A 23,471-nucleotide genomic window follows, 5' to 3' on the forward strand; every position below is an offset into this window, starting at 1 on the left:
TATTTCATCGACAAAACTGTGGGGTTAGTGATGTTTAAGCGTTTCTTTATTACAGGTACAGACACCTCTGTCGGGAAGACAGTGGTTTCCCGTGCGCTGTTGCAGGCACTTGCTGCCAGAGGCAAAAGCGTGGCCGGGTACAAGCCTGTGGCGAAGGGCAGCAAAGAGACGCCGGACGGTTTGCGTAACAAAGACGCGCTGGTGCTGCAGAGCGTCTCCACGCTGGCGTTACCCTATGAGGCTGTCAATCCCATCGCCTTAAGCGAAGACGAAAGCAGCGTGGCGCACAGCTGCCCGATCAACTACGGTCTGCTGTCGGATGGTTTGCAGCGGCTGACCGGGCAGGTTGAACATGTGGTGGTTGAAGGCACCGGCGGCTGGCGCAGCCTGATGAACGACCTGCGACCGCTCTCCGAATGGGTGGTACAGGAGCAGCTCCCGGTGCTGATGGTGGTGGGGATCCAGGAAGGGTGCATCAACCATGCGCTGCTGACGGCCCAGGCGATCGCCAATGACGGGCTACCGCTGATCGGCTGGGTGGCCAACCGCATTAACCCCGGTCTGGCGCACTACGCCGAAATCATCGATGTGCTCAGCAAAAAGCTGCCGGCGCCGCTCATTGGCGAGCTGCCGTATCTGCCGCGCGCCGAGCAGCGTGAGCTAAGCCGCTACGTCGACTTAGACATGCTCGGCAACGTGATGGCGATAGATCGAATCCCGGCGTAACGTCCGCGACAGCACCGACGCCACCACGCAGGTGATCAACAGGCCGGGCAGCAGCGTATACTGCCCGGTCATCTCACAAATCATCAGGGCCGACATAATGGGCGCATGGGTGGTGGCGGCAAGAAACGCCGCCATGCCGGTCAGTCCCATCATCAAAGCCATCTCCTGATCCCCCGGTAGCCACAGCCCGCTGAAGCGGGCAAACAGCATGCCCATCGCCAGACCGACAAACAGCGTGGGGGTAAACACCCCGCCCGGCGCGCCGGAGCCACTGCTGGCCAGCACCGCCAGCAGTTTGCACAGGAATACCGCCACCAGCAGCGCGCCGGGCGGCGGCAGCAGGAGATAGCTTTGCACCACGCTGTAGCCGTTGCCCCACACCGCCGGAGTGATGAGCGATAAGCCGCCGACTATCAGCCCGCCCAGCGCCAGCTGCCACGGCGGCGCCAGCTTCAGCCTGACGAACCCGCGGTGGCTGTAGTCCATCAGCCAGATAAACAGCGGCCCGCACAGCCCGGCCAGCAGTCCGGTGGCGAGCATCAGGCCATAGTGCAGCGCGCTGAGGTCCTTCTGCAGAACGACATGGTACAGCGGCGCGGCGCCGCCGTTGAGAAACTGGGTGAGCAGCAGGGCGATCACCGCCGAGATGACAACCGGCCCAAGCGAGGCCAGCATCAGCGTGCCAAAGAGAATTTCAGCGATAAACAGGCTGCCGGCCAGCGGGGCATGATAGGCGCTGGCCATCCCGGCGGCGGCGCCGCAGGCGACCCACAGCTTCCATTCTGCCTGCGGCGTGAAGCGGCGGGCGAACAGCGAGGCCGCCAGCGCGGCCAGCAGGATCATGGCGCCTTCCCGGCCAATCGCGCTGCCGGTGACCACGACCAGCAGCGAGGCCAGCGACTTCACCAGGCTTGCCGGCGTATCGAAGCAACCATCCCCGGTTTCCAGGGCTTCCATATAATCGGTGGCGGCGTGGGGGCGGGCAATGCTGCGCCGCTGCCAGAGCCAGAGAAGTGTCCCTGCCGCCAGTCCCCCCAGCGCCGGGGTAATCAGCCGCCGCCACGCCGGCAGCGACTGCGCGGCATTGACCAGGCTCCCGCTGTCGTTACCGAGAAACAGCGTTTCCAGCACCACCATGGCATGGCGAAACAGGGCCACCGCCAGGGCGGCGAGCAGGCCAATCAGCGTGGCGATCAGCAGGCGACGAAACATCACCTGCACGTCAGGATAGGGATGAAGACGGTGCATCGGTCATGGCGAGAGTCGGAAAACATGGCCTTATTGTGATAGGGAATAAACTTATATGCAAAAGCGATAAGTGCGGGTCACGGTCAGGCGTGCAAATAAGGAAACCGCGCCGACTACCGGCGCGGTAAAGGGATTAGCGATAGAGCGGCTTTTCCGCCACGGCGATCGGCAGATTCTCCTGCCACTGCGCCAGGGTCGCCTGCGCCAGCTGACCCAGCGCCTGGTAGAAGGGGTGGGCAGCGCGTTCGACAAAGACGCTCAGGAAGCGTCCGGACCACGGCAGCAGATGCCAGGCCAGCAGCTGGCCAAACAACGCCTCCTGCTCCGTTTCGCACAGCCACGCCGCCAGCAGCAGCAGGGTGCCGAAATGGTCTTCCGGCTCGTTGCGATCGGCGTCCAGTGCGATGCCGTTCGCGCGCATCCATTCGCGCAGGGCCAGCGTGGATTCGCCGAACAGCACCGATTCTTTATCCAGCCAGACGGATCCCCATGGCGGCGCCGGCAGGGCCCATGGTCCGATAAACAGGCGCTGCCAGGCTTCCGGCAACGACTCTTCAGCCGACGCGGCAAACCCCGATGCCAGCGGGGCGGCAACCGGGTAGGGCCACTGTTGCTGCCAGCTGCCGTCCTGGAAGGCGGCGACCAGCGGCGCGATTTGCGCGTTATTCGGCGCATAAGAGAACAACGCGCCCAGGGTACGGGCGCTTAACGCGACGGCGTCGCGGTGTGGGAACGGCATCATCACTTATTCCTTTCTGCGGCGCGCGCCGGCGCGCCGTCTCATTAACCGGCAACCGCCATACCGACGGTCATATGTAGCCCATAAAACAGGCCGCGGCCAATACATTCAGCAATCAAGACCAGCAGCAGACCAGCCAGTAGCCCCGCCGCGCGCGGCGGCTGGCGACGGATCAGCGGGCACAGCCAGCAGCCGAGTCCCAGCGCCAGCAGGATAAGGCGTAAGGCCTGCAGTCTGCCGTAATTCGGCAACAGGCTGGCCGCCTGCTGAACGGAGCTGTGAATAGTACTGAGCCCGGTGCTTTGCATGACGATCACCGCGGCGCTGATGACCAACGCGGCCACGCTCAACCCAGCAATAAACCAGCCGTTAACGTCGACTTTCGCCATTTGCAACAGCAGGGCGGCGAACAGCGGCCCGCTAAGGAGTATCGTCAGGAAGAAGGCGCTGGTGGTGTAGCCAGTGTACCATGTCGGTACAGTATCGATTTGATAAACCCGGGTCATCGCGAGGACAAACAGCAGCCCCAACAGCAGGGTGATCACCAGCCAGATTTTGCCCAGCGCCGCCGGCATTTTTTCCAGCACTGCCAGCAGCCACCAGAATCCGCCCACAGCGAAAAACAAGGCGCCGCTGGCGATTTCGTTGCTCAGCGCCGAGGCGCCGACGCGGTTCAGCGAGTTAAACGCGCGCAGTGGCGAACCGAGATGCATAACTGAAGCGAGAAAGCCGATCCCCATCAGCAGCCAGATAAAAAACATGCTGCGCACCAGACGCTGCCGCGCTTCGCGCTGGTCCGCCAGCTCGAGCCAGACCAGACCGCTGATGAGTGTCGCGCCCACCACGCATTGCCCCAGTACCGTAAACAGCACCAGCGGCCATTCATGCCATCCGCTTCCCATCTCACACCTCCTTCGGGTTTGCCAGATAACCGGTGGTATCGCCACACGGCCGGGCGTTGCGGTTAGGGTTGATCGCGATGCTCGGCTGAGTGAAGTGCGCCGAGGGCAGCGGGGCTACCGCCGCCAGTTGGCCGTGCTTAGCACGCAGTTCAGCAATCGGCCCGAAATCGAGCGCCCGCAGCGGGCAGGACTCGACGCAGACCGGCTTCTTCCCCTCGGCGACGCGCTCATGACAGCCGTCGCACTTGGTCATATGGCCTTTGTCGGCGTTGTACTGCGGCGCGCCGTACGGACAGGCCATATGACAGTAGCGGCAGCCGATGCACACCTCTTCATCCACCACCACAAAACCGTCTTCGCGCTTGTGCATCGCCCCGCTCGGGCAGACTTTGGTGCAGGCCGGATCGGCGCAGTGGTTACAGGCGATGGAGAGGTAATAGGCAAAAACGTTCTGCTGCCAGACGCCGTTGTCCTGCTGCCAGTCGCCGCCGGCATACTCGTAGATGCGACGGAAACTGACTTCCGGGGTCAGGTTTTTATAGTCCTTACAGGCCAGCTCGCAGGTTTTGCACCCGGTACAGCGAGCGGAGTCGATAAAGAATCCATATTGCGTGCTCATGGTTTACTCCTTAAACCTTCTCGATATCGACCAGGTTGGTATGCTGCGGATTCCCTTTCGCCAGCGGCGACGGGCGATGGGTGGTCAGGGTATTCATGCAGGCGCCATGGTCAACCCGGTCGCCGGCCATATTGGCGTCGTGCCACGCGCCCTGGCCCATCGCCGACACGCCCGGCATGATGCGCGGCGTCACTTTCGCCGGCAGCCGGACTTCGCCGCGCTGGTTGAACACCCGCACCAGATCGCCGTTATTAATCCCGCGTTTTTCCGCGTCAAGCGGGTTGATCCACACTTCCTGACGGCAGGCGGCCTGCAGCACATCCACGTTGCCGTAGCTGGAATGGGTACGCGCCTTATAGTGGAATCCAAATAGCTGCAGCGGATACTGACTGCGCAGCGGATCGTCCCAGCCTTCAAATGTGGAGGCGTAGACCGGCAGCGGGCTGATGACGTCGTCTTTCTCCAGCTGCCAGCGGGCGGCAATCTCGGCGAGCCGGCTGGAGTAGATCTCAATTTTGCCGGACGGGGTGTTGAGCGGATGCGCTTCGGGATCGCGGCGGAAGTCGCGATAGGCGACGAAGTGGCCGTTCGGATCCTTGCGTTTGTAGATGCCCATTCGCTTCAGCTCCTCGTAGGCCGGCAGCGCCGGATCTTTCGCCACCATTTTGGCGTACAGATGCTGCAGCCACTGCGCCTGCGTGCGCCCCTCGGTAAAACGCTGGTAGACATCGTCGCCGAGCCGTTTCGCCACTTCGCTTAAGATCCAGTAAATCGGTTTGCGTTCAAACTTCGCCGAGGTGGCGGGCTGGATGAAAATCAGATAGCCCATATTGCCGGCGTAATCGTTGGGAATGATATCCTCTTGCTCAACGGTCATCAGGTCGGGCAGCAGCAGGTCGGCATATTTCGCCGACGAGGTCATAAAGTTGTCGATGACCACGATGGTTTCGCACTTGCTCTCGTCCTGCAGAATATCGTGCGTCTTATTGATGTCGGAGTGCTGGTTGATGAGGGTGTTGCCCGCGTAGTTCCACAGGAATTTGATTGGCACATCCAGCTTCTCTTTGCCACGCACACCGTCGCGGGTGGCGGTCATTTCCGGACCACGGGCGATAGCGTCGGTCCAGGTGAAGCAGGAGATGGCGGTTTTCACCGGATTTTCCAGCACCGGCAGACGCTCGATGGTGATGGTGTAGGTCGATTCGCGGGCGCCGCTGTTGCCGCCGTTGATGCCGACGTTGCCGGTTAAGATCGGCAGCATGGCGATTGCCCGGGCCGAGAGCTCGCCGTTTGCCTGGCGCTGCGGCCCCCAGCCCTGGCAGATATAGGCCGGTTTGATCATGCCGATGTCGCGCGCCAGTTTAATGATGCGATCGGCTGGGATGCCGGTGATACGCGAGGCCCACTGCGGCGTTTTGGCAACGCCGTCGTCGCCCTCGCCGAGGATATAGGCTTTATAGTGGCCATTCTCAGGCGCCCCGGCCGGCAGCGTCTTCTCATCGTAGCCGACACAGTATTTATCAAGGAACGGCTGATCCACCAGATTCTCGTTAATCAACACCCAGGCGATACCGGCGACCAGCGCGGCGTCCGTGCCGGGGCGAATGGGGATCCACTCATCTTCGCGACCGGCGGCGGTATCGGTGTAGCGCGGATCGATAACGATCATCCGCGCGTTGGAGCGCTCGCGGGCCTGTTCCAGATACCAGGTAATGCCGCCGCCGCTCATGCGGGTTTCCGCCGGGTTGTTGCCGAACATCACCACCAGCTTGCTGTTTTCAATATCTGAGGTGCTGTTGCCGTCGTTACTGCCGTAGGTGTAGGGCATGGCGCAGGCGATCTGCGCGGTGCTGTAGGTACCGTACTGGTTAAGCGAGCCGCCGTAGCAGTTCATCAGCCGCGCCACCGGCGAAGCGGAAGGCGAGGAGCGGGTGATGTTCCCGCCGACAATTCCTGATGAGTAGTTAATGTACACGGCTTCGTTGCCATATTGCGCGACGACGCGCTTCAGACGGTCAGCAAGGGTATCCAGCGCTTCCTGCCAGCTGATACGCTCAAATTTGCCTTCTCCGCGTTTTCCCACGCGCTTCATCGGATAGTTAAGGCGATCCGGGTGGTTGATGCGCCGGCGAATCGAACGCCCGCGCAGGCAGGCGCGGACCTGGTGATCGCCATAGCGGTCGTCGCCGGTGTTATCCGTTTCGACATACACCACTTCATCATCACGCACGTGCAACCGCAGGGCGCAGCGGCTGCCGCAGTTGACCGAACAGGCGCCCCAGACAATGCGGGTGTTGTCGCCGGCAGCCTGCGGTACCGCCGCCGCGGCGCTGCGCAGCGTAAAGGGGAGGGGAAGCCCGCCGGCGGCCAGCGCCAGAGAACCGAGGGCTGTGGATTTAAGTAACGCGCGTCGGGTGACGCCGCCGGAAGATTCCTGATTCGACATTGCTCACTCCATGATGGTTATGCTGGGCGGAGAAGGGCCGCCGCGTCATTAACAGACGCCGGGGTGAGCGATAATACGTTATGGGTAGCCGGCAGATCTTATCCCTGGTCAATGCAGGGATAAGATCTTTCGTTTGAAAGCGAAGTGGGCTTACTGAGCGTCGTTTTCGGCGGGACTGTCGCTGTTACGGGTATAGGTGATTTTGAAGGTGTCATTGGCGCAATGACCGACCACCTGAGCGCCGGGCTGGTCCGCCTGGTCGTTGGGCACAATGGCCAGACTGAAGGCCGTTTCTGGTACGCCATTGTTCATGATCTTCTGTTGAATATCATTTTTGACCCGTTCACAGGAGTCGGGGGCCGCCAGTACGGTCGTGGAGCACAGCAGCAGCGCGGCGCCTGTCCAGAGGGATAGTTTCATCTTACGCTCCTTATCGATGTTATCCAGATTTAAGCATAGCAGAACTGGTGTAAACAATTGTATTTGCTAATATGATTGGATGTACACAAAAGGAATCACCTGTGAAAAGACTGTATTGGCTGATCCCGACCGCGCTGTTGCTGACGGCGTGCGACCGCGAAAGCGTCCCGGAAGCCTTCACCCCGGAGATGGCGAGTTTTTCCAATGAGTTTGAGTTCGATCCGCTGCGCGGACCGGTGAAAGATTTTAGCCAGACCCTACTGGACGAACACGATGTGGTGGTCAAAAAGGTGAGCGCGCAGCTGTCAAAAGAGGGATGTTTCGATCTGTTGACGCTGGAGGATGTGGAGAATAACACCGGCGCTACGCTGCTGCTGGACGCCAACTATTACGTCGATGGCCGCACCCATGAGAAGCGGCTGCGTCTGCAGGGGAAATGTCAGCTGGCGGAGATGCCCGCCACCGGCGTTAGCTGGGAAACGGATGATAACGGCTTTATTATCAGCGCCCGCGGCAAAGAGACCACCGCCACCTACCGCTACGACAGCGATGGCTATCCGCTGGGGAAAACCACCACCGCCAAAGAGGAGCGATTTACCGTTGCCTCCACGCCGTCGAAGGATCCGCGCAAGAAAATGGACTATACCGCCATCAGCACCTTCAACGACCGCACGCTGGGCACAGTGCGCCAGACCTGCGACTACGATCGTCATGACAATCCGCTGAGCTGTGAGCTGCAGGTGATCGATGAAAGCGTCCAGCCGCCGCTGACCCGCCACTACACGATTAAAAACCGCATTGATTATTACTGAGCCGTCGGCTTCAGCAGGGACGGCCCCGGCGTTTTGTGTTCCGCCAGATACTGATGCTGGAACAGACACATGCGGATGGTGTTGCGATACTCGCCGTTAATGAAAAACTCATGGATCAGTTCACCCTCGACCATAAAGCCGAGCTTGCGGTAAATATGGATCGCTTTTTCATTCTCTTTATCGACAATCAGATACAGCTTATACAGATTGAGCACGGTAAAGCCATAGTCCATCGCCAGCCGCGCGGCGCGGGTGGCGAGGCCTTTTCCCTGGAAGTCGGGCGAGATGATGATCTGGAACTCGGCCCGGCGGTGCACATGGTTGATTTCAACCAGCTCCACCAGTCCGGCTTTATCGCCATTGCATTCGATCACAAAGCGACGCTCGCTTTGGTCGTGAATATGCTTGTCGTACAGATCGGAAAGCTCAACGAAGGCTTCATAGGGCTCTTCAAACCAGTAGCGCATCACACTGGCGTTGTTGTCGAGCTGGTGAACAAAGCGCAAATCTTCGCGCTCAAGGGGGCGGAGTCTGACGTGTAGCGCGTCGGTCATGGGAATTCCTGTGGTCAAAGCGGAAAAGAGGGGACGGAAAGGCGGCGCCCGCAGGCGCCAGCGTGCTCAGGGATTGATCGCCCGGCCGGTACGGCGGTCAAGGCAGCGCAGGGTGTTTGGTTCCCAGTAGGCATTGACGTTGGCGCTCTTCTGGCAGTTATCCTGCGCGTCAAAGGCGACATCGGTTTTGTCCCACTCTTTTTCCGCCCGTTTGTTCACCTTCTGGCGCAGGCTGCGGGTGTCGTTCCATTGCTCTTTTTCCATCGACGCCTGCTGACGGCTTTGCGCGCTGTCGCCTGACTCAATCACCAGCCGGTCGGTGGCTGCGAATGAGCTGGAGGTATAGACCACGGCGCTTAACGCCATAATGGCGGTCAGGCACCAGCGTTTGTTCAGTGTCATGTTCATCACGATTTCCTTTAGGTGATGGGTTAACCCTCAGGTTAAGTTTACTACAGCTGTTTTGCCGGGCATAGCCGACAAAACAGCGTAGGGAAAGGGCTATTATCGCGTAGAATAGTTCAACGCTTTGTCTCTTTTACGAATCTTTTAATGCTCAAAACCACGCTGCTATTCTTTGCCACCGCTCTGTGTGAAATCGTCGGCTGCTATCTGCCGTGGCTATGGTTAAAACGCGGGGCCACGCCGCTGCTGCTGATCCCCGCCGGCCTGGCGCTGGGGCTGTTCGTCTGGCTCCTGACGCTCCATCCAACCGCCAGCGGGCGGGTATATGCCGCCTACGGTGGCGTGTATGTTTGTACCGCATTGCTCTGGCTGCGGGTCGTTGACGGAGTCAAATTAACCCATTATGACTGGGCGGGGGCGGCCATCGCGCTGTGCGGGATGCTGATCATCGTGGCGGGCTGGGGACGGGCATAAGCCCGTCTAATGTGATCCCTGCCACTTTTTTAAACCCTAATTCTTGTATGGTAGTCGACCTGTTGCCTTACTTATCAGACATCATATTGGGTTATGACTCTGTAAGGAACAACGATGGCTATGGAGACATTTGCCCCACAGGCGGGGGCAACGCCGCTGCGCATCCGTCGGGTGCAGAAGATCACCCTGACGCTGCTGTTTATCGCCGGTATCGTTAACTTTCTGGACCGCTCTTCCCTGAGCGTCGCCGGGGAGGCGATACGCGCCGATTTGGGTCTGAGCGCCACCGAGTTCGGGGTGCTGCTCTCCGCTTTTTCGCTCTCCTACGGCTTCGCGCAACTGCCCTCGGGCATTTTGCTGGATCGCCTCGGACCGCGGGTTGTGCTGGGCGCCGGGCTAATATTCTGGTCTGCGATGCAGGCCCTGACCGGGATAGTCAATTCGTTCTCGCATTTTATTCTGCTGCGCATTGGCCTCGGGATCGGCGAAGCGCCGTTTATGCCCGCCGGCGTGAAATCGATCAACGACTGGTATGCGCAACGAGAGCGCGGCACAGCGGTGGGGATATTTAACTCCTCGACGGTGCTGGGTCAGGCCATCGCCCCGCCGGCGCTGGTCATCATGCAGCTGGCCTGGGGCTGGCGGACAATGTTTGTGGTGATTGGTTTAGCCGGTATCCTGGTCGGCCTGTGCTGGTATGTGGGATACCGTAACCGGCGGCAATTCACCCTGCAGGAGGAGGAGCAACGCTATCTGGCCAGCGAGGAGGCGGCCCGACCGGCGCTGAAACTGAGCGAATGGCTGGCGCTGTTTAAACGACGTACCACCTGGGGGATGATCCTCGGCTTCTCCGGGGTGAACTATACCGGCTGGCTGTATATCGCGTGGCTGCCGGGTTATCTGCAGTCGCAGCAGGGATTGAGCCTTGCTAAAACCGGCTGGGTGGCGGCGATCCCGTTTCTCGCTGCGGCGGTGGGCATGTGGGTCAATGGGCTGGTGGTCGATGCGCTGGCGCGCAGAGGCTACGATCTGGCGAAAACCCGCAAAACGGCGATTGTAGCCGGACTGGTGCTTTCCGCGCTCGGCACGCTGTTGGTGGTGCAATCAAACACGCCGACCCAGGCGGTGGCGTTTATCTCCATGGCGCTGTTCTGCGTCCATTTCGCTGGCACCTCGGCCTGGGGATTGGTACAGGTGCTGGTGGCGGAACATAAAGTGGCGTCGGTGGCGGCGATCCAGAACTTTGGCAGCTTTGTGTTTGCCTCCTTCGCGCCGATCGTCACCGGCTGGGTTGTGGATACCACCCACTCTTTCAATCTGGCGCTGGTGATCGCCGCCGGCGTGACCTTCGCCGGGGCGCTGTGCTACTTCTTTATCGTCAAAACCCGCATCGATTAACCGGTCGTTATGCAACAGGCCCGCAGGGAGGCGTGGCCTGCGCCATGATCCGTCTTCTCTTACCGCTTCGTGGCGGATTTTCTTCTGTCATCTCAGAGATTTTGTGACCGATCGCCAGCGAGCACAACCCGGCAAAAAGCTTCTTGTATGGTAGTTGACAGAAATCAAAGATGTTATACCAATTGCGTGAGATGGTTGAGGCACAAAGGCATTCTCCTCGAGAGTTCTCCCAGAGAATGGTTGATGAGCCACATAACAACGAGAGTTACCATGGAAAACACCCTCTTAACCGCTAACGCCATCCTGCCCGGCTACGATCGCCACGCGCTGGTCCCCCGTATCGTCCATCTGGGTTTTGGCGCGTTTCACCGCGCCCATCAGGCGGTATACGCCGATATACTGGCCAGCGAGTACGGCAGTGACTGGGGCTACACAGAAGTCAACCTGATTGGCGGCGAGCAGCAGATCGCCGATCTCCGGCAGCAGGATCTGCTGTATACCGTGGCCGAAATGTCCGCCGACGCGTGGACCGCGCGCGTGGTCGGGGTGGTGAAGCAGGCGCTGCATGCCCAGGTCGATGGTCTCGAGGCCGTGCTTTCGGCGATGTGTGAGCCACAGGTGGCCATTGTCTCCCTCACCATTACCGAGAAAGGCTATTGCCATTCGCCCGCCAGCGGCGAGCTGCAGCTCGATCACCCGCTGATCGCCGCCGATCTCGCTAACCCGCGCCAGCCGAAATCGGCAGCGGGCGTGGTGGTGGAGGCCTTAGCGCGCCGCCGGGCGGCAGGGCTGCCTGCCTTTACCGTGATGTCCTGCGATAACATGCCGGAAAACGGTCATGTGATGCGCAACGTTGTTTGCGCCTACGCCCGGGCGCTGGACGCGGACCTCGCAGCTTGGATAGAACAGAACGTCACCTTCCCGTCGACCATGGTGGACCGCATTGTCCCGGCGGTGACCGCGGAAACCCTCGATAAAATTGAACAGCTGACCGGCGTGCGCGACCCGGCTGGGGTGGCCTGTGAGCCGTTCCGCCAGTGGGTGATTGAGGATAATTTTGTCGCCGGACGTCCACAGTGGGAGAAAGCGGGGGCGGAGCTGGTCGCCGATGTGGTGCCTTTCGAAGAGATGAAGCTGAGGATGCTTAACGGCAGCCATTCGTTCCTCGCCTATCTCGGCTATCTGGCCGGTTATCAGCATATCAACGACTGTATGCAGGATGACAACTACCGCCGCGCGGCGCTGGCGCTGATGCTGGACGAGCAGGCCCCGACCTTAAAAGTGCAGGGGGTGGATCTGTCACACTATGCCAGTCTGCTGATTGACCGCTACTGCAATCCGGCGCTCAAACACCGTACCTGGCAGATTGCAATGGACGGTAGCCAGAAGCTGCCGCAGCGCATGCTGGACTCGGTACGCTGGCATCTGGCGCACCAGCATGACTTCACGCTGCTGGCGCTGGGCGTGGCGGGGTGGATGCGCTATGTCGGCGGTGTTGACGACGCCGGCCAGGCAATCGAAATTTGCGATCCGCTGCTGCCGGTGATCCAGCAGGCGGTAGCCGCCAGCGCCGATGGCGAAGCGCGCGTCAAAGCGCTGTTGGGCATTGAGGCCATCTTTGGCCGGGAGCTGCCGCAGGAAGCGCGGTTCGTCTCGGCGGTGACCCGCGCCTATGTAGCGCTACAGCGTCAGGGGGCGAAAGCCACCGTTGCCGCATGGGCTGAGGCGCAATAATCATTCGTTCCCGGTGTCGGTCATGGGGTCGACACCGGCTCTTCTGCTGTTTCTGCACGGTTCCGCTGATAAATCTTTTTTGCTGTTGATCGCTTTTAGCAGGCTAAAAATATGATCGAACGCAATGTCCTTACATAACTCTATATTTCCCTGATTTACTAAAGATAATTAGCTGTTATTTTTCCGAATAATGGCTGTTCATTCACCGCAAAAATGGCATAGTTAAGTTATTGAAAAATCATTTTCTCTGGAAAAGGAGTGCGGGCCATGTATAAAAAGATTTTATTGCCTGTTGATGTTTTTGAAATGGATTTAAGCGATAAGGCAGTGCGTCACGCGGAATTTCTCGCATCGGCGGAAAATGGCGAGATCACCTTGCTCAACGTCCTGCCGAACAGCAGCCGTTCGTTATTACGCGGATTTACGGCGGATATTCGTAAATTCGAAGCCTATATGCAGGAAGAGTCAGAGAAAAAGATGCGCGAGGTGGCGCGACTGTTCGACCTGCCAATGTCACGGATCCATACCCGGGTCGTGTTTGGTAACGTGCGCGATGAAATTCTGGCTATCAGTAACAACGAAGCGTTCGATGTGATAGTGATTGGCTCCCGCAAACCGGGGATCTCCACCCATCTGCTGGGCTCCAACGCCGAGTCCATTTTGCGCTACGCCAAAACGCCGGTGCTGGTGGTCAGATAATCCCCTCCGTCACGACGGCTGCGTCAGCCTTATTTCGCAGCCGTCTGGTCCTTACTCTTCGCTAAACCAGTCGCGATTCTCCTGGCGGATCAGCAGCACAGATTCGCTGATTTCATGCAAATGAATACTCATGGCTTTCTCGACTGCCTCAGCGTCGCGTTTTTCCAGCGCGGTAAAAATTTCGTGATGCTGGCGCAGAAGCATCTCCGGGGAGGAGACATGGTCAAGGCTCATGTAGCGCACGCGGTCAATGGCGGCTTTGATGTTTTCCACCGTATCCCAGGCCAGCTGACAATCGGCGATAACCGAAAGCTTCTGGTGAAATTCATCATCAAGCAGGAAAAAATCGTTTAACTGCTGGCGGTCGACGGCAATACGCTGCTGATGGAGATTCTGCTCCAGTTGATAGACTTGCTCATCGTTAATCATGCCAGCGGCACGGCGGACCACCGCGCACTCAATCGCCTGGCGGACAAAGCAACCATTGCGCACCTGAGACAGGGAGATTTTGTTGACGTAGCTGCCGCGCTGGGGACGGATCTGGATAAGTCCATTCTCCGCCAGCTTAATAAAGGCCTCGCGCACCGGCTGACGAGATACCGCAAAACGCACGGAGACTTCTTTCTCCGACAGCGGCGTGCCAGGCGGGATGAGGCAGTGAACGATATCCCGGCGGAGGATGCGATAAATTTGCTGATTAACGGGTTGCGTCGGATTCAGTTGCGATTCTGCGGCCATTGATGGTTACTTTTTATGGGGTTATGCGCACTATTTTACGCGTTTTTTGCGGTTCCGCCCATACCCGGCCATCAGGCCGGGTGGCTGACGGTTAGCCCTGGCGGTGAACGCTGAGCCCGGCAAAGCTCTGGCTCACCGGCATCATCTCCAGGGTGTTGATGTTGACGTGTTTCGGTAGGGTGGCCACCCACCAGACCGCCTCGGTCACATCTTCCGGCGTCAGGGCTTCGGTGTTCTCGTAGGTTTTACCGGCTTTGGCGTCATCGCCTTTAAAGCGGACGTTAGAGAACTCGGTGCCGCCCACCAGGCCCGGCTCGATGTCGGTGACGCGCACCGCGGTGCCGTGCAGGTCAGTGCGAAGATTGAGGCTGAACTGGCGCACAAAGGCTTTGGTCGCCCCATAGACGTTACCGCCGGCATAAGGCCAGCTGCCCGCCGTGGAGCCGATGTTGATGATATGGCCGCGATTGCGCGCCACCATGCCCGGCAGGACGGCGCGGGTCATGTACACCAGCCCTTTATTATTGGTGTCGATCATATCTTCCCAGTCTTCCACGCTGGCGCGGTGCGCCGGCTCCAGGCCGAGCGCCAGACCCGCGTTGTTCACCAGCACATCGATAGCCTGCCACTCGGCGGGCAGGTCGGCAATCAGCGTCTCAATAGCGGCGCGGTTGCGGACGTCCAGTTGCGCGATATAAAGATTATCGCCCAGCTCATCTTTCAGCGTCTTCAGGCGCTCTTCGCGACGTCCGGTGGCAATCACTTTATGACCGTTAGCGACAAAACGGCGAGTAATACTTTCACCAAAACCGGCAGTGGCGCCGGTGACCATGATAATCATCTTACTGTTCCTCAACGCTTTTTGTGTTTTCATACCATAGCACGCACAGGCGGCGACCGGTAACGGAAATCATTGCGACCCCTTAAGGAGAAGCCTAATCTTACAGGATTAGCCTGTGCAGGAGAGAAAGATGTCCGAACAAAACCCCTTTTTTAGCGTCAGTCTGTTGCCTTACCAGGCGCCGCGGTTTGATCTGATCGAAGACAGTCACTATCGGCCGGCGTTTGATGAGGGCGTTCGGCAGCAGCGCGAGGAGATCCGCGCCATTATCGATAATCCGCAGCCGGCCAGTTTCGCCAACACGCTCGAGGCGCTGGAGCAGAGCGGACAGCTGCTGGCGCGGGTGACGCGGGTCTTTTTCGCCATGGCCGGCGCCCATACCAACCCTTATCTTCAATCACTGGATGAACAATTTTCCGCCGAGCTCGCCGGGCTGGGGAATGATATCTGGCTCAACGAGGCCCTATTCCAGCGGGTGAACAGTGTCTACGAACAGCGCGAGACGCTCGCGCTTGACGGCGAATCCCTGCGTCTCCTGACCCTGACATGGCAACGTTTTGTTCACGCCGGGGCAACGCTGGACCCGGCGCAGAAGGCGGTGCTGCGCGCGCTGAACACTGAAGCGGCCACTTTGCAAAGTCAGTTGCAGCAGCGGCTGCTGGGGGCGGCGAAAAGCGGCGGCCTGCTGGTCGATGACCGGCATCAACTGGATGGCCTGAACGATGAGGAGATAGCGGCGGCGGCCGAGGCGGCGCGCGAAAAAGGGCTCAGCGATCGCTGGCTGCTGACGCTGACCAACACCACCCAGCAGCCGCAGCTGCTTGCGCTGCGCGACCGGCAAACGCGGGAAAATCTTTTCGCCGCCGGCTGGACGCGCAATCAGCAGGGCGATGAGCATGATACCCGTTGTCTGGTGCTGCGGCTGGTGGCGATCCGCGCGCAGCAGGCGGAACTGCTGGGGGCGGCAGATTACGCCAGCTGGGCGCTGACCGATCAAATGGCGGCTTCCCCGGCGGAGGCATTGGGCTTTATGCGTCAGATCGCGCCGGCGGCGCGGGCGAGGGCGGAACGTGAGCTGGCGGACATCCAGCAGGTGATCGACAACGAAGGCGGGGCGTTTCGCGCGCAGGCATGGGACTGGCTCTACTACAGCGAGCAGGTGCGGCGGGCTGCCTATGCCATTGATGACGCGCAGCTTAAACCCTATTTTGCCCTCGAGCGCGTGCTGCAGGACGGCGTCTTCTGGACGGCATCGCAGCTCTTTGGGCTCCGCTTCGTGGAGCGCTTTGACATCCCGGTGTACCACCCGGATGTGCGGGTCTGGGAGATCTTCGACCACAATGGCGAAGGGATAGCGCTGTTTTATGGTGATTATTTCGCGCGCGATTCAAAGAGCGGCGGCGCCTGGATGGACGTGTTTGTCGAACAGTCGACCCTGCGGGAGCAGCGCCCGGTTATCTATAACGTCTGCAACTACACCCGGCCGCAGTGCGAGCAGAGCGCGCTGTTGTCATGGGATGAGGTGATCACCCTGTTCCATGAGTTTGGCCACGCCCTGCACGGGCTGTTCGCCAATCAGCGTTATGCCAGCCTCTCCGGCACCAATACCCCGCGGGATTTTGTCGAGTTCCCGTCGCAAATCTTCGAACACTGGGCCAGCCATCCGCAGGTATTTGCCCACTATGCGAAGCATTATCGCTCCGGAGAGCCGATGCCGGAGGCGCTGCGCGACAATATGTTGCGTGCGGCAACTTTCAATAAAGGATATGACATGAGCGAGCTGCTAGCCGCCGCGCTGCTCGATATGCGCTGGCACACGCTGTCGACCACTTCGTTACCGGAAGAGGTGGATGCGTTTGAACAGAAGATACTTCGGGATGAGCAACTGGATCTGGCGGCCGTTCCCCCGCGCTATCGCAGCAGCTACTTCTCCCATATCTTCGGCGGGGGCTATGCGGCAGGCTATTACGCCTATCTGTGGACCCAGATGCTGGCCGATGACGGCTATCAGTGGTTCGTGGAGCAGGGCGGTTTGACCCGTGAGAACGGTCAGCGTTTCCGGGAAGCGATTCTGTCGCGCGGCAATAGCACTGATTTAGCTGAACTTTATCGCCAGTGGCGCGGACACGATCCACAGATTGAGCCGATGCTGGAAAACCGTGGGCTGAGTGCGTAGGGTCATTTCGGGTTGACACGATAACCGGGCGCGATGCCCGGTTTATTGACCGCTTTTTGTTCCTCAAATATCTCCACACTGTTCTCCCCAGTCCCCCCTCAAATTCTGAGAAAAAACGATACCGGCGATATTTTCGTCGCAGTAACGGGGCGGCACAGGTGACAGCGACTTTGTCCGTTTTCCAAACACAGAAAAAGAGGACATCAGGCGCCACTTATTTCCCTGCAAACACGGGTGTTAAGGTTTAATTAACAAACAGGCAGGATACTGACCTCGCCAATCCTCTCATAAAATGGCCAAATCATGAACGAACAGTTACGTAATGCACTACCGCATAAAGACACCCCTTTTTTCCGCATGCTGCATATTATTGTCGCCACCCTGATTCTGCTGCAGATTATTAGCTCTAATTTCACTGAAAGTGAGGCGCTTCGCGACCTGAATATTACCGGGGTCGTCACATGGTTTCATATTGTCTCGGGATTAGCGCTGATTGCGCTTGGTGCGGTGATGCTGGTTTGGATGCTTAATACGCGCGGGTTTCGATACTATTTTGCCTGGTCGACGTTTGATTTTCGTGGTGTGGTTGAAGACAGTAAACAGCTGATGACATTTCGTCTTCCTGAAGCCCATGCCGGGGGCATAGCGGCAATGATCCAGGGGCTTGGCGTACTGGCACTGTTAGCGGTCGCACTCTGTGGTGGACTCTGGTTTGTACTGGACACCGCGTCATGGGCGTCACCGTCGCTGGCGGAAACAGTCCTTCATTGGCATAAGTTTCTGACGGTGTTCATTGAAACCTATTTCTGGGCACATGGTGCGATGGGAGTGCTGCATATCTTTCTCTCCTTTCGCCGTCAAAGGAAACAAGCGATTATTGATTAATGTTCTGCACTTTCTAATTCCGATGAGGATGCGTATTTAAAGGGAAACGACATGCATCTTGAACGACACAGCATCGAAACCGTCGGCTGGCTAAGGGCTGCGGTTCTGGGAGCAAATGACGGGATTGTCTCAACCGCAAGCCTGGTGCTCGGCGTCGCCTCTGCAAACAGCGGCTCTTCGGGTGTACTACTGGCGGGGGTCGCCGGGCTGGTTGCTGGCGCCATGTCTATGGCCGCAGGAGAATATGTTTCGGTATCATCCCAGGCGGATACCGAAGCCGCGGCGCTTGCCCAGGAAAAAAGCGAGCTTGACGCAGATTATCAGGGAGAGGTGCGGGAGTTGACATCACTTTATATCCAACGTGGTGTGGAGCCAGCGCTTGCCCGGCAGGTAGCAGAGCAGCTTATGGCTAAAGACGCTCTGGAGGCTCATGCCCGCGAAGAACTGGGGTTAACGGATGTCCTTTCTGCGCGACCTTTGCAGGCGGCTCTCTTTTCGGCAGTGAGTTTTTCCGTCGGGGCGGGGTTGCCTTTGATCGTTGCCTTGTTATCGCCAGCAAAATTGATATCCATCTCTATCTTCTTTTCTACACTTTTTTCACTGGCTGCGCTGGGCTATCTCTCTTCCGTTGTGAGTAACGCACCGCCTGTCAGGGCGATCATCAGAATTACGTTCTGGAGCTCGCTGGCCATGCTTTTTTCGATGGGGATTGGGCGTATCGCCGGGCAGATACTATTGTAGAATTGTCGAGGGTCTGTTCCTCGACCGCTCCTCATCACTGGTTGAGCTCATCGTGGGGTTTTAATCGGCAGGGAGGAGCACTGCCCACCTCATTCGTCAAGGAGATACGTTTGCATATTGAGACTCATCGCCTGCGTCTTCGCCCTGTCATGGCTGAAGATGTTGTCGATCTATACCGAATTTATGGCGATCCGGCGACAAATACCTATAACCCCGCAGGGCCCTATCCGGATATTGACTATGCCAGTACGGTTCTCCAGCGCTGGCTTGCCCACTGGCACGATCGCGGATTTGGCAACTGGGCCATATCGGCGCGTGATACCCCGGAAAAAATCATTGGCTTTGGCGGCGTAAGTCTACGCAGTTATAACGATGTCACCATTAACAATCTCGGATATCGGTTTTCCACTGAGGCATGGGGAAAAGGCCTGGCCACCGAGTTTGCGATTGGCGCGATAAGATATGGCTTCGAGGCGCTTAAACTTAAGGAGATGTCAGCGGTTGTCCGGGCTAACCATCTGGCTTCGCAGAAAGTTCTCGAGAAAGCCGGGATGAGGTACATTAACGATATTGCTGATGTAAAAGATGCGCCGCCGAGTCTGCTCTATTCGTTGACCTTAAGCGAGTGGTTAAGCCAGTCGGGGTAACCCGCGGGCGCTTATTCGCAAGGCTGGATCGCACCGTAGCCGGCGCATCAGGTGGGGATTGCTCACAGAATCATGCGTTCATTCTATTGGCTCAATTAACTCTGGCCCTTGATTGTTGACATTGCCGACCGCCCGCGATACCGCATGCCAGTTGAAATCGTCGGCGGTGACGGCTCCGTCCCTGGCAATCTCCACCGCTTCCGCGCCGGTGACTTCTTGCCTCATCCATTCCCGGGCGGCTTCCGGCGCCAGGACCAGCGGCCGGCGGTCATGAATATCGACAAGACCGCGATCGGCGGCAGCGGTCACCAGCAAAAATCCTTCGGCGCTATCCCCGCGTTCGAAGGGCGTGCTGCCAATAGCGGCCATAAATATCGGCTGACCATCCTTGCGCTGGATGAAGTAGGGCTGCTTTTTCTCTCCGGCCTTTTTCCACTCAAACCAGCCGTCGGCGAAGCAGATCGCCCGCCCGTGCTGCCACAGCGGTTTGAACATCCTGCTGGTGGCTGCGGTCTCAACGCGGGCGTTGATCAGCGGGGGGTTATCCCACCATCCTGGCGCATAACCCCAGTAAACGGGATCGAGGTGGAGTTGCGCATTCCTTTCACTCAGGAGTAACACTTTTGTCCCGGGTGCCACGTTATACCGCCCAATCGGCGCCGGGTCCCAGGGGATATCGTATTCAGCCTCTTCGGCAAGATAAGCCAGATATTCTTCCCGCGTCTGTGCTTGCGCAAAACGTCCGCACATCGCCACCTCCAGCATAATGTCTAAAGGAAAGCATAGTTCATCAGGGAGGGGGCGTTGTGAGAAATGATTTTGAAATCATGCGATTGTGATCCCTTCCCTCAGGCGTAAGGCTGACGCCTGGGCACATACTGTTTAAGTTGCCTATATTGCAGGCCATAATTCTGGCCTGAAATATATTAATTGAAGTTACGTATTCACCATGTGAATTGCTATTGCGAAAAATGTACGCAGGCGCAAGTACTGATTATATGTCGCCTGAACAAGGCGTGTAGATGGAGTTGAAGGTGGGGTGTTTACCCGCCGCTGCAACAGACGAAAGGCAACGGCGTAGAAAAAGATTAGTTATCCGGGTTGTTGGAGATGCCTCTCCATACCATCCCCAGACCGATCAACATCGACGCGAAGAGGGCGAACAGGGTGGTAGAGATAAAAATGCTGGTCATTATGATGCCTCAGAAAGTGCGTATGCAGATTATTAGGCACGGGGGGACGAGAAAGGTTCCTTCCCTGACGGATTATCTTTTCACCAGCGTCTTTCCGTCTGGCGCCAGCGAGGCGGATGTCATATCGAGGCACCGCTCTTGACGGAGGGATAATGCGGGGAGCCGTGTTTCTCCCTGCGCTGTTGCAGGAAGCCACTGGCAGGGGGATGCGTCGTGTTTCGGGCGTTGACATCCCATTGTACAAGTTATATATACATGTCGCTTCTGTTTATTGAATGTTAAACAGCATCAGTTATGGGACTCAGAAGCACCACACCCCCGCCGTCGGGCGGGGGTTACTTTGCCACCTGACCTGGTTATTTCTCACGGTGACTGACGAAGAAAATTTTTATTTCAGGTCTTGAAAAACGCGCTTTAGCTATTATTTTATATAGCGGACAAGCAATGCTTGCCTTTATGTTGAGCTTTTGAATGGATATTCAGGAGGTTAATGATGGCACTCAAAACCTTGTCAGCACTCCCGGTATTTGCTGATTCCCTTTTTGCCGATCGCTTTAATCGTATTGACCGTCTTTTCAGCCAGTTAACTGGCGATACGCCGGTGGGTACCTTACCTGCCTACGATTTACAGAAAGTGGATGACAGTAATTTTCTGCTCAGCGTCAGCGTACCAGGCTGGAAAGATGATGAACTGGAAATTGAGACCGTAGGCGGTAATTTACATATTACCGGCAAACGCGCGCAAACCGAAAATCATTCCGGCGGCAGCCAGGGCTGGATTTATAAAGGCATTCGTCGGGCTGATTTCCAGCTCAGTTTCTCCCTTCCTGAACACGCCCAGATTAATCAGGCGCAGCTGGATAGCGGGATCTTAAAAATTGCTATCCATCAGGAAATACCCGAGAGCGAAAAACCGCGCAAAATTGCGATTGAGAATCAAGGCAGGGTGATCGAGCATAAAGTTTGATTGCGCCTCTGTCCTAAAGTTATTCATTTCAAGGCCCGCGCTGCGGGCCTTTATATTATCCGCTAAAGGAGGCGTAAACGGCCTCCCGGCGATCAGAGAAATCGATATGCTATCCTGTAAACAGGGCCTGTGAGGCTGTGTTCCTTCTAAAAGTCGGCGAGGTGTCAGAATGACGGACCAAATCGATAAAGACGCACAAAATACCCATGAATTGACCGCTCGGGTGGCCCGGGCGCTTATTGCGAGAGGCTGGCGATTGACCACGGCGGAATCCTGCACCGGTGGCAATCTGGCGGCGGCGCTCTGTGCTCAGGCTGATACCGCGGCCTTTTATGATACCGGCGTGGTTACCTTCAGCGATGAAGCCAAGCGCAACGTGCTGCAGGTCCGCGCGGAAACCCTGGCGGTACATAGCGCTGTCAGCGAAGCGTGCGTTCAGGAAATGTCGACCGGTATTTTGACGTTAGCCGGGGCCGATATCGCCATCGCCATCAGCGGCTATGCGGGACCGGAGGGGGGAGAGGATGGTACCCCCGCCGGCACGGTATGGTTTGCCTGGAACTTTCGCGGCCAGATCGAAACTCAACGGCTGCGCTTTACCGGCGACTGCGAGACAGTGGTGGCGAAAGCGGTGCGCTTCGCCCTGGCGGCGCTGGGCGAAAAGCTCCCCCACTGGCAGTGACGCTGCCGCCTACCGCGGCCTTACAGATCCGTGGCCTGACGCGCTATCGGCCAGCAAATTTCCCCGATGCCGTTCAGGCACGGTCGGGAGAAAAGGAACCCCTGAAACAGGCGAATGCCCACCGACTGCAGCCAGCACCACTCTTCCAGGGTTTCGACGCCTTCCGCCACCACCGTGATGCCCAAATCCTCGCAGCAGCGCACCACCGAGGCGACAATCGCCTGCTTGGCGCCGCTGATATGAATATTGCGCACCAGCTCCGCATCCACTTTGATTTTATCGGGCTGAAAGCGGGTCAGTAACGACAAGCCGGAGTAACCCGCGCCAAAGTCGTCGATGGCCAGCTTCATGCCCGCGACGCGCAGCGCTTTGAGCACCTTGTGGAACTGGTCAAAGCAGGTGATCACCTCCGTTTCGGTAACCTCTATCAGCACCTGGTCCGGCCGGAGGCCGGCCGCCAGCAGGCTGTTCATCAGCCAGCCGACGGCGTCAGGGTGGTTATACAGCGAACCGGGCAGCAGGTTAATGACCAGCTGGTTTTTACCAAGCGGTAACTGACCGGCGAGAGAGAAGGCATACGCTTTGCTCTCAAGGTCGAAACGGTAGCGATCCTCCGCCGGGATGGCGGCAAACATCTCCACAGGGGATCCGCCGGTGGGGCTGCGTATCAGCGCTTCAAAGGAAGAGACCCGCTTTTTGGCCGGCTCGACGATGGCCTGCAGGGCAAACTGGCAAGGTTGATCGGGCAGGTGGCGCGCCGTAGCAGTGGCCGGGGCAGGCATCATCGTCCAGCGAGAAGGCTGCAGCGGCTCGGGTAGACAATAGCGCCCACCGTCGGCGATAAAGGCGCTAATCAGGCGGAACATCCGGTCGTTGACCGGCTCGGTGACCCCAAACGAGCTAAAGCGCAGGAGCTCCTCCAGCGCGCTTTCGGCTTCGAAAAGACGAAGATCCAGCAGGCGCATCCCGGTGTCGTGAAAACGACGGTAGGCCGAATAGTCGCGCATCAGTTCCACCACGTCGCGATGGCGCGGATCGCTCTGTATCTCGTGGAATAACGACTCAAGATCTTCCTCGCTTCCCTCCAGCACCTGGAAGAACTGCAGGCCGTTAAACAGCAGAATACCGGTGATGCCAAGAGGCATGTTTTTCCCGCTGGCGCGATGAATTAAAGCGTCGAGATCGGTGGGCGGGCGGGCAGGATTAACCTGGCTGCGGTATATCAGGGTGGTTAGCATAATCATTCCGGTCGCTGCGGCAGCGCGTAATGGTCCGCACAGCGCGTATTTAGGGAGGTATGGCCAGACCCTCGGAGAAGGGAGGCTGTTTTTTATGACATTTAACCAACCGTGATGTCCGCTACGCGGAACGGGAGTTTCACTTTGTGATTACCTTCACTCTACAGGGAATCTGAGGTTTAGCTAT

General features: G+C 58.1%; 25 protein-coding genes and 1 pseudogene. 13 read left to right on the forward strand and 13 right to left on the reverse strand.

Annotated elements, in window-relative coordinates:
• Positions 1-30: 30 nt before the first annotated feature.
• Positions 31-726: a dethiobiotin synthase gene (gene bioD, locus ACQUTP_RS01115; protein WP_004206045.1), complete on the forward strand. Its 696-nt coding sequence runs from the start codon at positions 31-33 to the stop codon at positions 724-726.
• Here the strand turns inward: bioD and clcB are convergent.
• The 6 genes from clcB to ACQUTP_RS01145 form a co-directional block, all read right to left on the reverse strand.
• Positions 679-1,974 carry a voltage-gated ClC-type chloride channel ClcB gene (gene clcB, locus ACQUTP_RS01120; protein ID WP_285756076.1) on the reverse strand — a complete coding sequence of 432 codons (1,296 nt, stop codon included), beginning with the start codon at positions 1,972-1,974 and terminating at the stop codon, positions 679-681. The two genes, bioD and clcB, sit on opposite strands and share 48 nt — an antisense overlap.
• Positions 1,975-2,107: 133 nt before the next feature.
• Positions 2,108-2,716 carry a Tat proofreading chaperone DmsD gene (gene dmsD / locus ACQUTP_RS01125; protein ID WP_049003714.1) on the reverse strand — a complete coding sequence of 203 codons (609 nt, stop codon included), beginning with the start codon at positions 2,714-2,716 and terminating at the stop codon, positions 2,108-2,110.
• Between the two features lie 41 nt (positions 2,717-2,757).
• Positions 2,758-3,615 carry a DmsC/YnfH family molybdoenzyme membrane anchor subunit gene (locus ACQUTP_RS01130; RefSeq protein WP_285756075.1) on the reverse strand — a complete coding sequence of 286 codons (858 nt, stop codon included), beginning with the start codon at positions 3,613-3,615 and terminating at the stop codon, positions 2,758-2,760.
• A gap of 1 nt (position 3,616) precedes the next feature.
• Positions 3,617-4,234 (reverse strand): DMSO/selenate family reductase complex B subunit, encoded by a 618-nt coding sequence (locus tag ACQUTP_RS01135; protein WP_004206041.1) that lies wholly within the window; start codon positions 4,232-4,234, stop codon positions 3,617-3,619.
• Positions 4,235-4,244: 10 nt separating this feature from the next.
• Positions 4,245-6,680 (reverse strand): selenate/tellurate reductase subunit YnfE, encoded by a 2,436-nt coding sequence (gene ynfE, locus ACQUTP_RS01140; RefSeq protein ID WP_285756072.1) that lies wholly within the window; start codon positions 6,678-6,680, stop codon positions 4,245-4,247.
• 150 nt (positions 6,681-6,830) lie between these two features.
• Complete coding sequence (locus ACQUTP_RS01145) at positions 6,831-7,100, reverse strand: DUF1161 domain-containing protein (protein WP_023318174.1); 270 nt, start codon at positions 7,098-7,100, stop codon at positions 6,831-6,833.
• 101 nt (positions 7,101-7,201) lie between these two features.
• Here ACQUTP_RS01145 and ACQUTP_RS01150 point away from each other — a divergent pair, with 101 nt between their 5' ends.
• Positions 7,202-7,912: a YnfC family lipoprotein gene (locus ACQUTP_RS01150; protein ID WP_017900332.1), complete on the forward strand. Its 711-nt coding sequence runs from the start codon at positions 7,202-7,204 to the stop codon at positions 7,910-7,912.
• Here ACQUTP_RS01150 and speG read toward each other — a convergent pair.
• Positions 7,906-8,466, reverse strand: a complete 561-nt coding sequence (gene speG / locus ACQUTP_RS01155) for a spermidine N1-acetyltransferase (RefSeq protein ID WP_004206037.1) — start codon at positions 8,464-8,466, stop codon at positions 7,906-7,908. The two genes, ACQUTP_RS01150 and speG, sit on opposite strands and share 7 nt — an antisense overlap.
• Positions 8,467-8,532: 66 nt before the next feature.
• Positions 8,533-8,874: a DUF1283 family protein gene (locus ACQUTP_RS01160; RefSeq protein WP_428902328.1), complete on the reverse strand. Its 342-nt coding sequence runs from the start codon at positions 8,872-8,874 to the stop codon at positions 8,533-8,535.
• 108 nt (positions 8,875-8,982) lie between these two features.
• Between ACQUTP_RS01160 and ACQUTP_RS01165 the strand changes: the two genes are divergently transcribed.
• The 4 genes from ACQUTP_RS01165 to ACQUTP_RS01180 all read left to right on the forward strand — a co-directional run bounded on the left by ACQUTP_RS01165 (position 8,983) and on the right by ACQUTP_RS01180 (position 13,176).
• Positions 8,983-9,345, forward strand: coding sequence for a YnfA family protein (locus ACQUTP_RS01165; protein WP_072140454.1), 363 nt, complete (start codon positions 8,983-8,985; stop codon positions 9,343-9,345).
• A gap of 114 nt (positions 9,346-9,459) precedes the next feature.
• On the forward strand, positions 9,460-10,743 hold the full coding sequence (locus ACQUTP_RS01170; protein ID WP_285756070.1) for an MFS transporter: 1,284 nt from the start codon (positions 9,460-9,462) through the stop codon (positions 10,741-10,743).
• Between the two features lie 270 nt (positions 10,744-11,013).
• Positions 11,014-12,477, forward strand: coding sequence for a mannitol dehydrogenase family protein (locus ACQUTP_RS01175; protein WP_004206030.1), 1,464 nt, complete (start codon positions 11,014-11,016; stop codon positions 12,475-12,477).
• A 267-nt stretch (positions 12,478-12,744) separates the two neighbouring features.
• The gene (locus ACQUTP_RS01180) at positions 12,745-13,176 is read left to right on the forward strand and encodes a universal stress protein (protein ID WP_004206026.1); all 432 of its coding nucleotides are present in this window, start codon (positions 12,745-12,747) and stop codon (positions 13,174-13,176) included.
• A gap of 51 nt (positions 13,177-13,227) precedes the next feature.
• On the opposite strand, the gene ACQUTP_RS01185 is transcribed toward ACQUTP_RS01180, so the two are convergent.
• Positions 13,228-13,914 (reverse strand): GntR family transcriptional regulator, encoded by a 687-nt coding sequence (locus ACQUTP_RS01185; RefSeq protein WP_004206025.1) that lies wholly within the window; start codon positions 13,912-13,914, stop codon positions 13,228-13,230.
• A gap of 91 nt (positions 13,915-14,005) precedes the next feature.
• Positions 14,006-14,755 (reverse strand): bifunctional NADP-dependent 3-hydroxy acid dehydrogenase/3-hydroxypropionate dehydrogenase YdfG, encoded by a 750-nt coding sequence (gene ydfG, locus ACQUTP_RS01190; protein ID WP_004206024.1) that lies wholly within the window; start codon positions 14,753-14,755, stop codon positions 14,006-14,008.
• A 130-nt stretch (positions 14,756-14,885) separates the two neighbouring features.
• Here ydfG and dcp point away from each other — a divergent pair, with 130 nt between their 5' ends.
• The 4 genes from dcp (at position 14,886) to ACQUTP_RS01210 (ending at position 19,204) form a co-directional block, all read left to right on the forward strand.
• Positions 14,886-16,931, forward strand: a complete 2,046-nt coding sequence (gene dcp / locus ACQUTP_RS01195; RefSeq protein WP_306738449.1) for a peptidyl-dipeptidase Dcp — start codon at positions 14,886-14,888, stop codon at positions 16,929-16,931.
• Positions 16,932-17,234: 303 nt separating this feature from the next.
• Positions 17,235-17,816: a cytochrome b/b6 domain-containing protein gene (locus ACQUTP_RS01200; RefSeq protein ID WP_004206021.1), complete on the forward strand. Its 582-nt coding sequence runs from the start codon at positions 17,235-17,237 to the stop codon at positions 17,814-17,816.
• A gap of 51 nt (positions 17,817-17,867) precedes the next feature.
• Positions 17,868-18,557 (forward strand): VIT1/CCC1 transporter family protein, encoded by a 690-nt coding sequence (locus ACQUTP_RS01205; protein WP_032455996.1) that lies wholly within the window; start codon positions 17,868-17,870, stop codon positions 18,555-18,557.
• A gap of 110 nt (positions 18,558-18,667) precedes the next feature.
• Complete coding sequence (locus ACQUTP_RS01210) at positions 18,668-19,204, forward strand: GNAT family N-acetyltransferase (RefSeq protein WP_285756066.1); 537 nt, start codon at positions 18,668-18,670, stop codon at positions 19,202-19,204.
• Between the two features lie 78 nt (positions 19,205-19,282).
• Here the strand turns inward: ACQUTP_RS01210 and ACQUTP_RS01215 are convergent, their stop codons facing one another.
• Both ACQUTP_RS01215 and ACQUTP_RS01220 read right to left on the reverse strand, forming a co-directional pair.
• Positions 19,283-19,954 carry an SOS response-associated peptidase gene (locus ACQUTP_RS01215; RefSeq protein WP_285756065.1) on the reverse strand — a complete coding sequence of 224 codons (672 nt, stop codon included), beginning with the start codon at positions 19,952-19,954 and terminating at the stop codon, positions 19,283-19,285.
• Positions 19,955-20,292: 338 nt separating this feature from the next.
• Positions 20,293-20,388, reverse strand: coding sequence for a YnaM/YnfT family protein (locus ACQUTP_RS01220; RefSeq protein WP_272481999.1), 96 nt, complete (start codon positions 20,386-20,388; stop codon positions 20,293-20,295).
• On the opposite strand from ACQUTP_RS01220, the pseudogene ACQUTP_RS01225 reads away from it, so the two are divergent.
• The 3 genes and pseudogenes from ACQUTP_RS01225 to ACQUTP_RS01235 all read left to right on the forward strand — a co-directional run.
• Positions 20,348-20,440, forward strand: a pseudogene (locus ACQUTP_RS01225) (hypothetical protein); the annotation flags it as partial. The gene ACQUTP_RS01220 and the pseudogene ACQUTP_RS01225 sit on opposite strands and share 41 nt — an antisense overlap.
• A 450-nt stretch (positions 20,441-20,890) precedes the next feature.
• Positions 20,891-21,364 (forward strand): Hsp20 family protein, encoded by a 474-nt coding sequence (locus ACQUTP_RS01230; RefSeq protein ID WP_017900339.1) that lies wholly within the window; start codon positions 20,891-20,893, stop codon positions 21,362-21,364.
• 169 nt (positions 21,365-21,533) lie between these two features.
• Complete coding sequence (locus ACQUTP_RS01235; RefSeq protein WP_285756063.1) at positions 21,534-22,046, forward strand: 2-oxo-tetronate isomerase; 513 nt, start codon at positions 21,534-21,536, stop codon at positions 22,044-22,046.
• Positions 22,047-22,066: 20 nt separating this feature from the next.
• On the opposite strand, the gene ACQUTP_RS01240 is transcribed toward ACQUTP_RS01235, so the two are convergent.
• Entirely contained in the window at positions 22,067-23,284 is a 1,218-nt protein-coding gene (locus tag ACQUTP_RS01240; protein ID WP_428902329.1) for a diguanylate phosphodiesterase, read from the reverse strand.
• Between the last annotated feature and the right edge of the window lie 187 nt (positions 23,285-23,471).

It is taken from the genome of Klebsiella sp. 2-CIP_Kleb. (assembly GCF_050378715.1).
GTDB classification, from domain to species: domain Bacteria; phylum Pseudomonadota; class Gammaproteobacteria; order Enterobacterales; family Enterobacteriaceae; genus Klebsiella; species Klebsiella quasipneumoniae.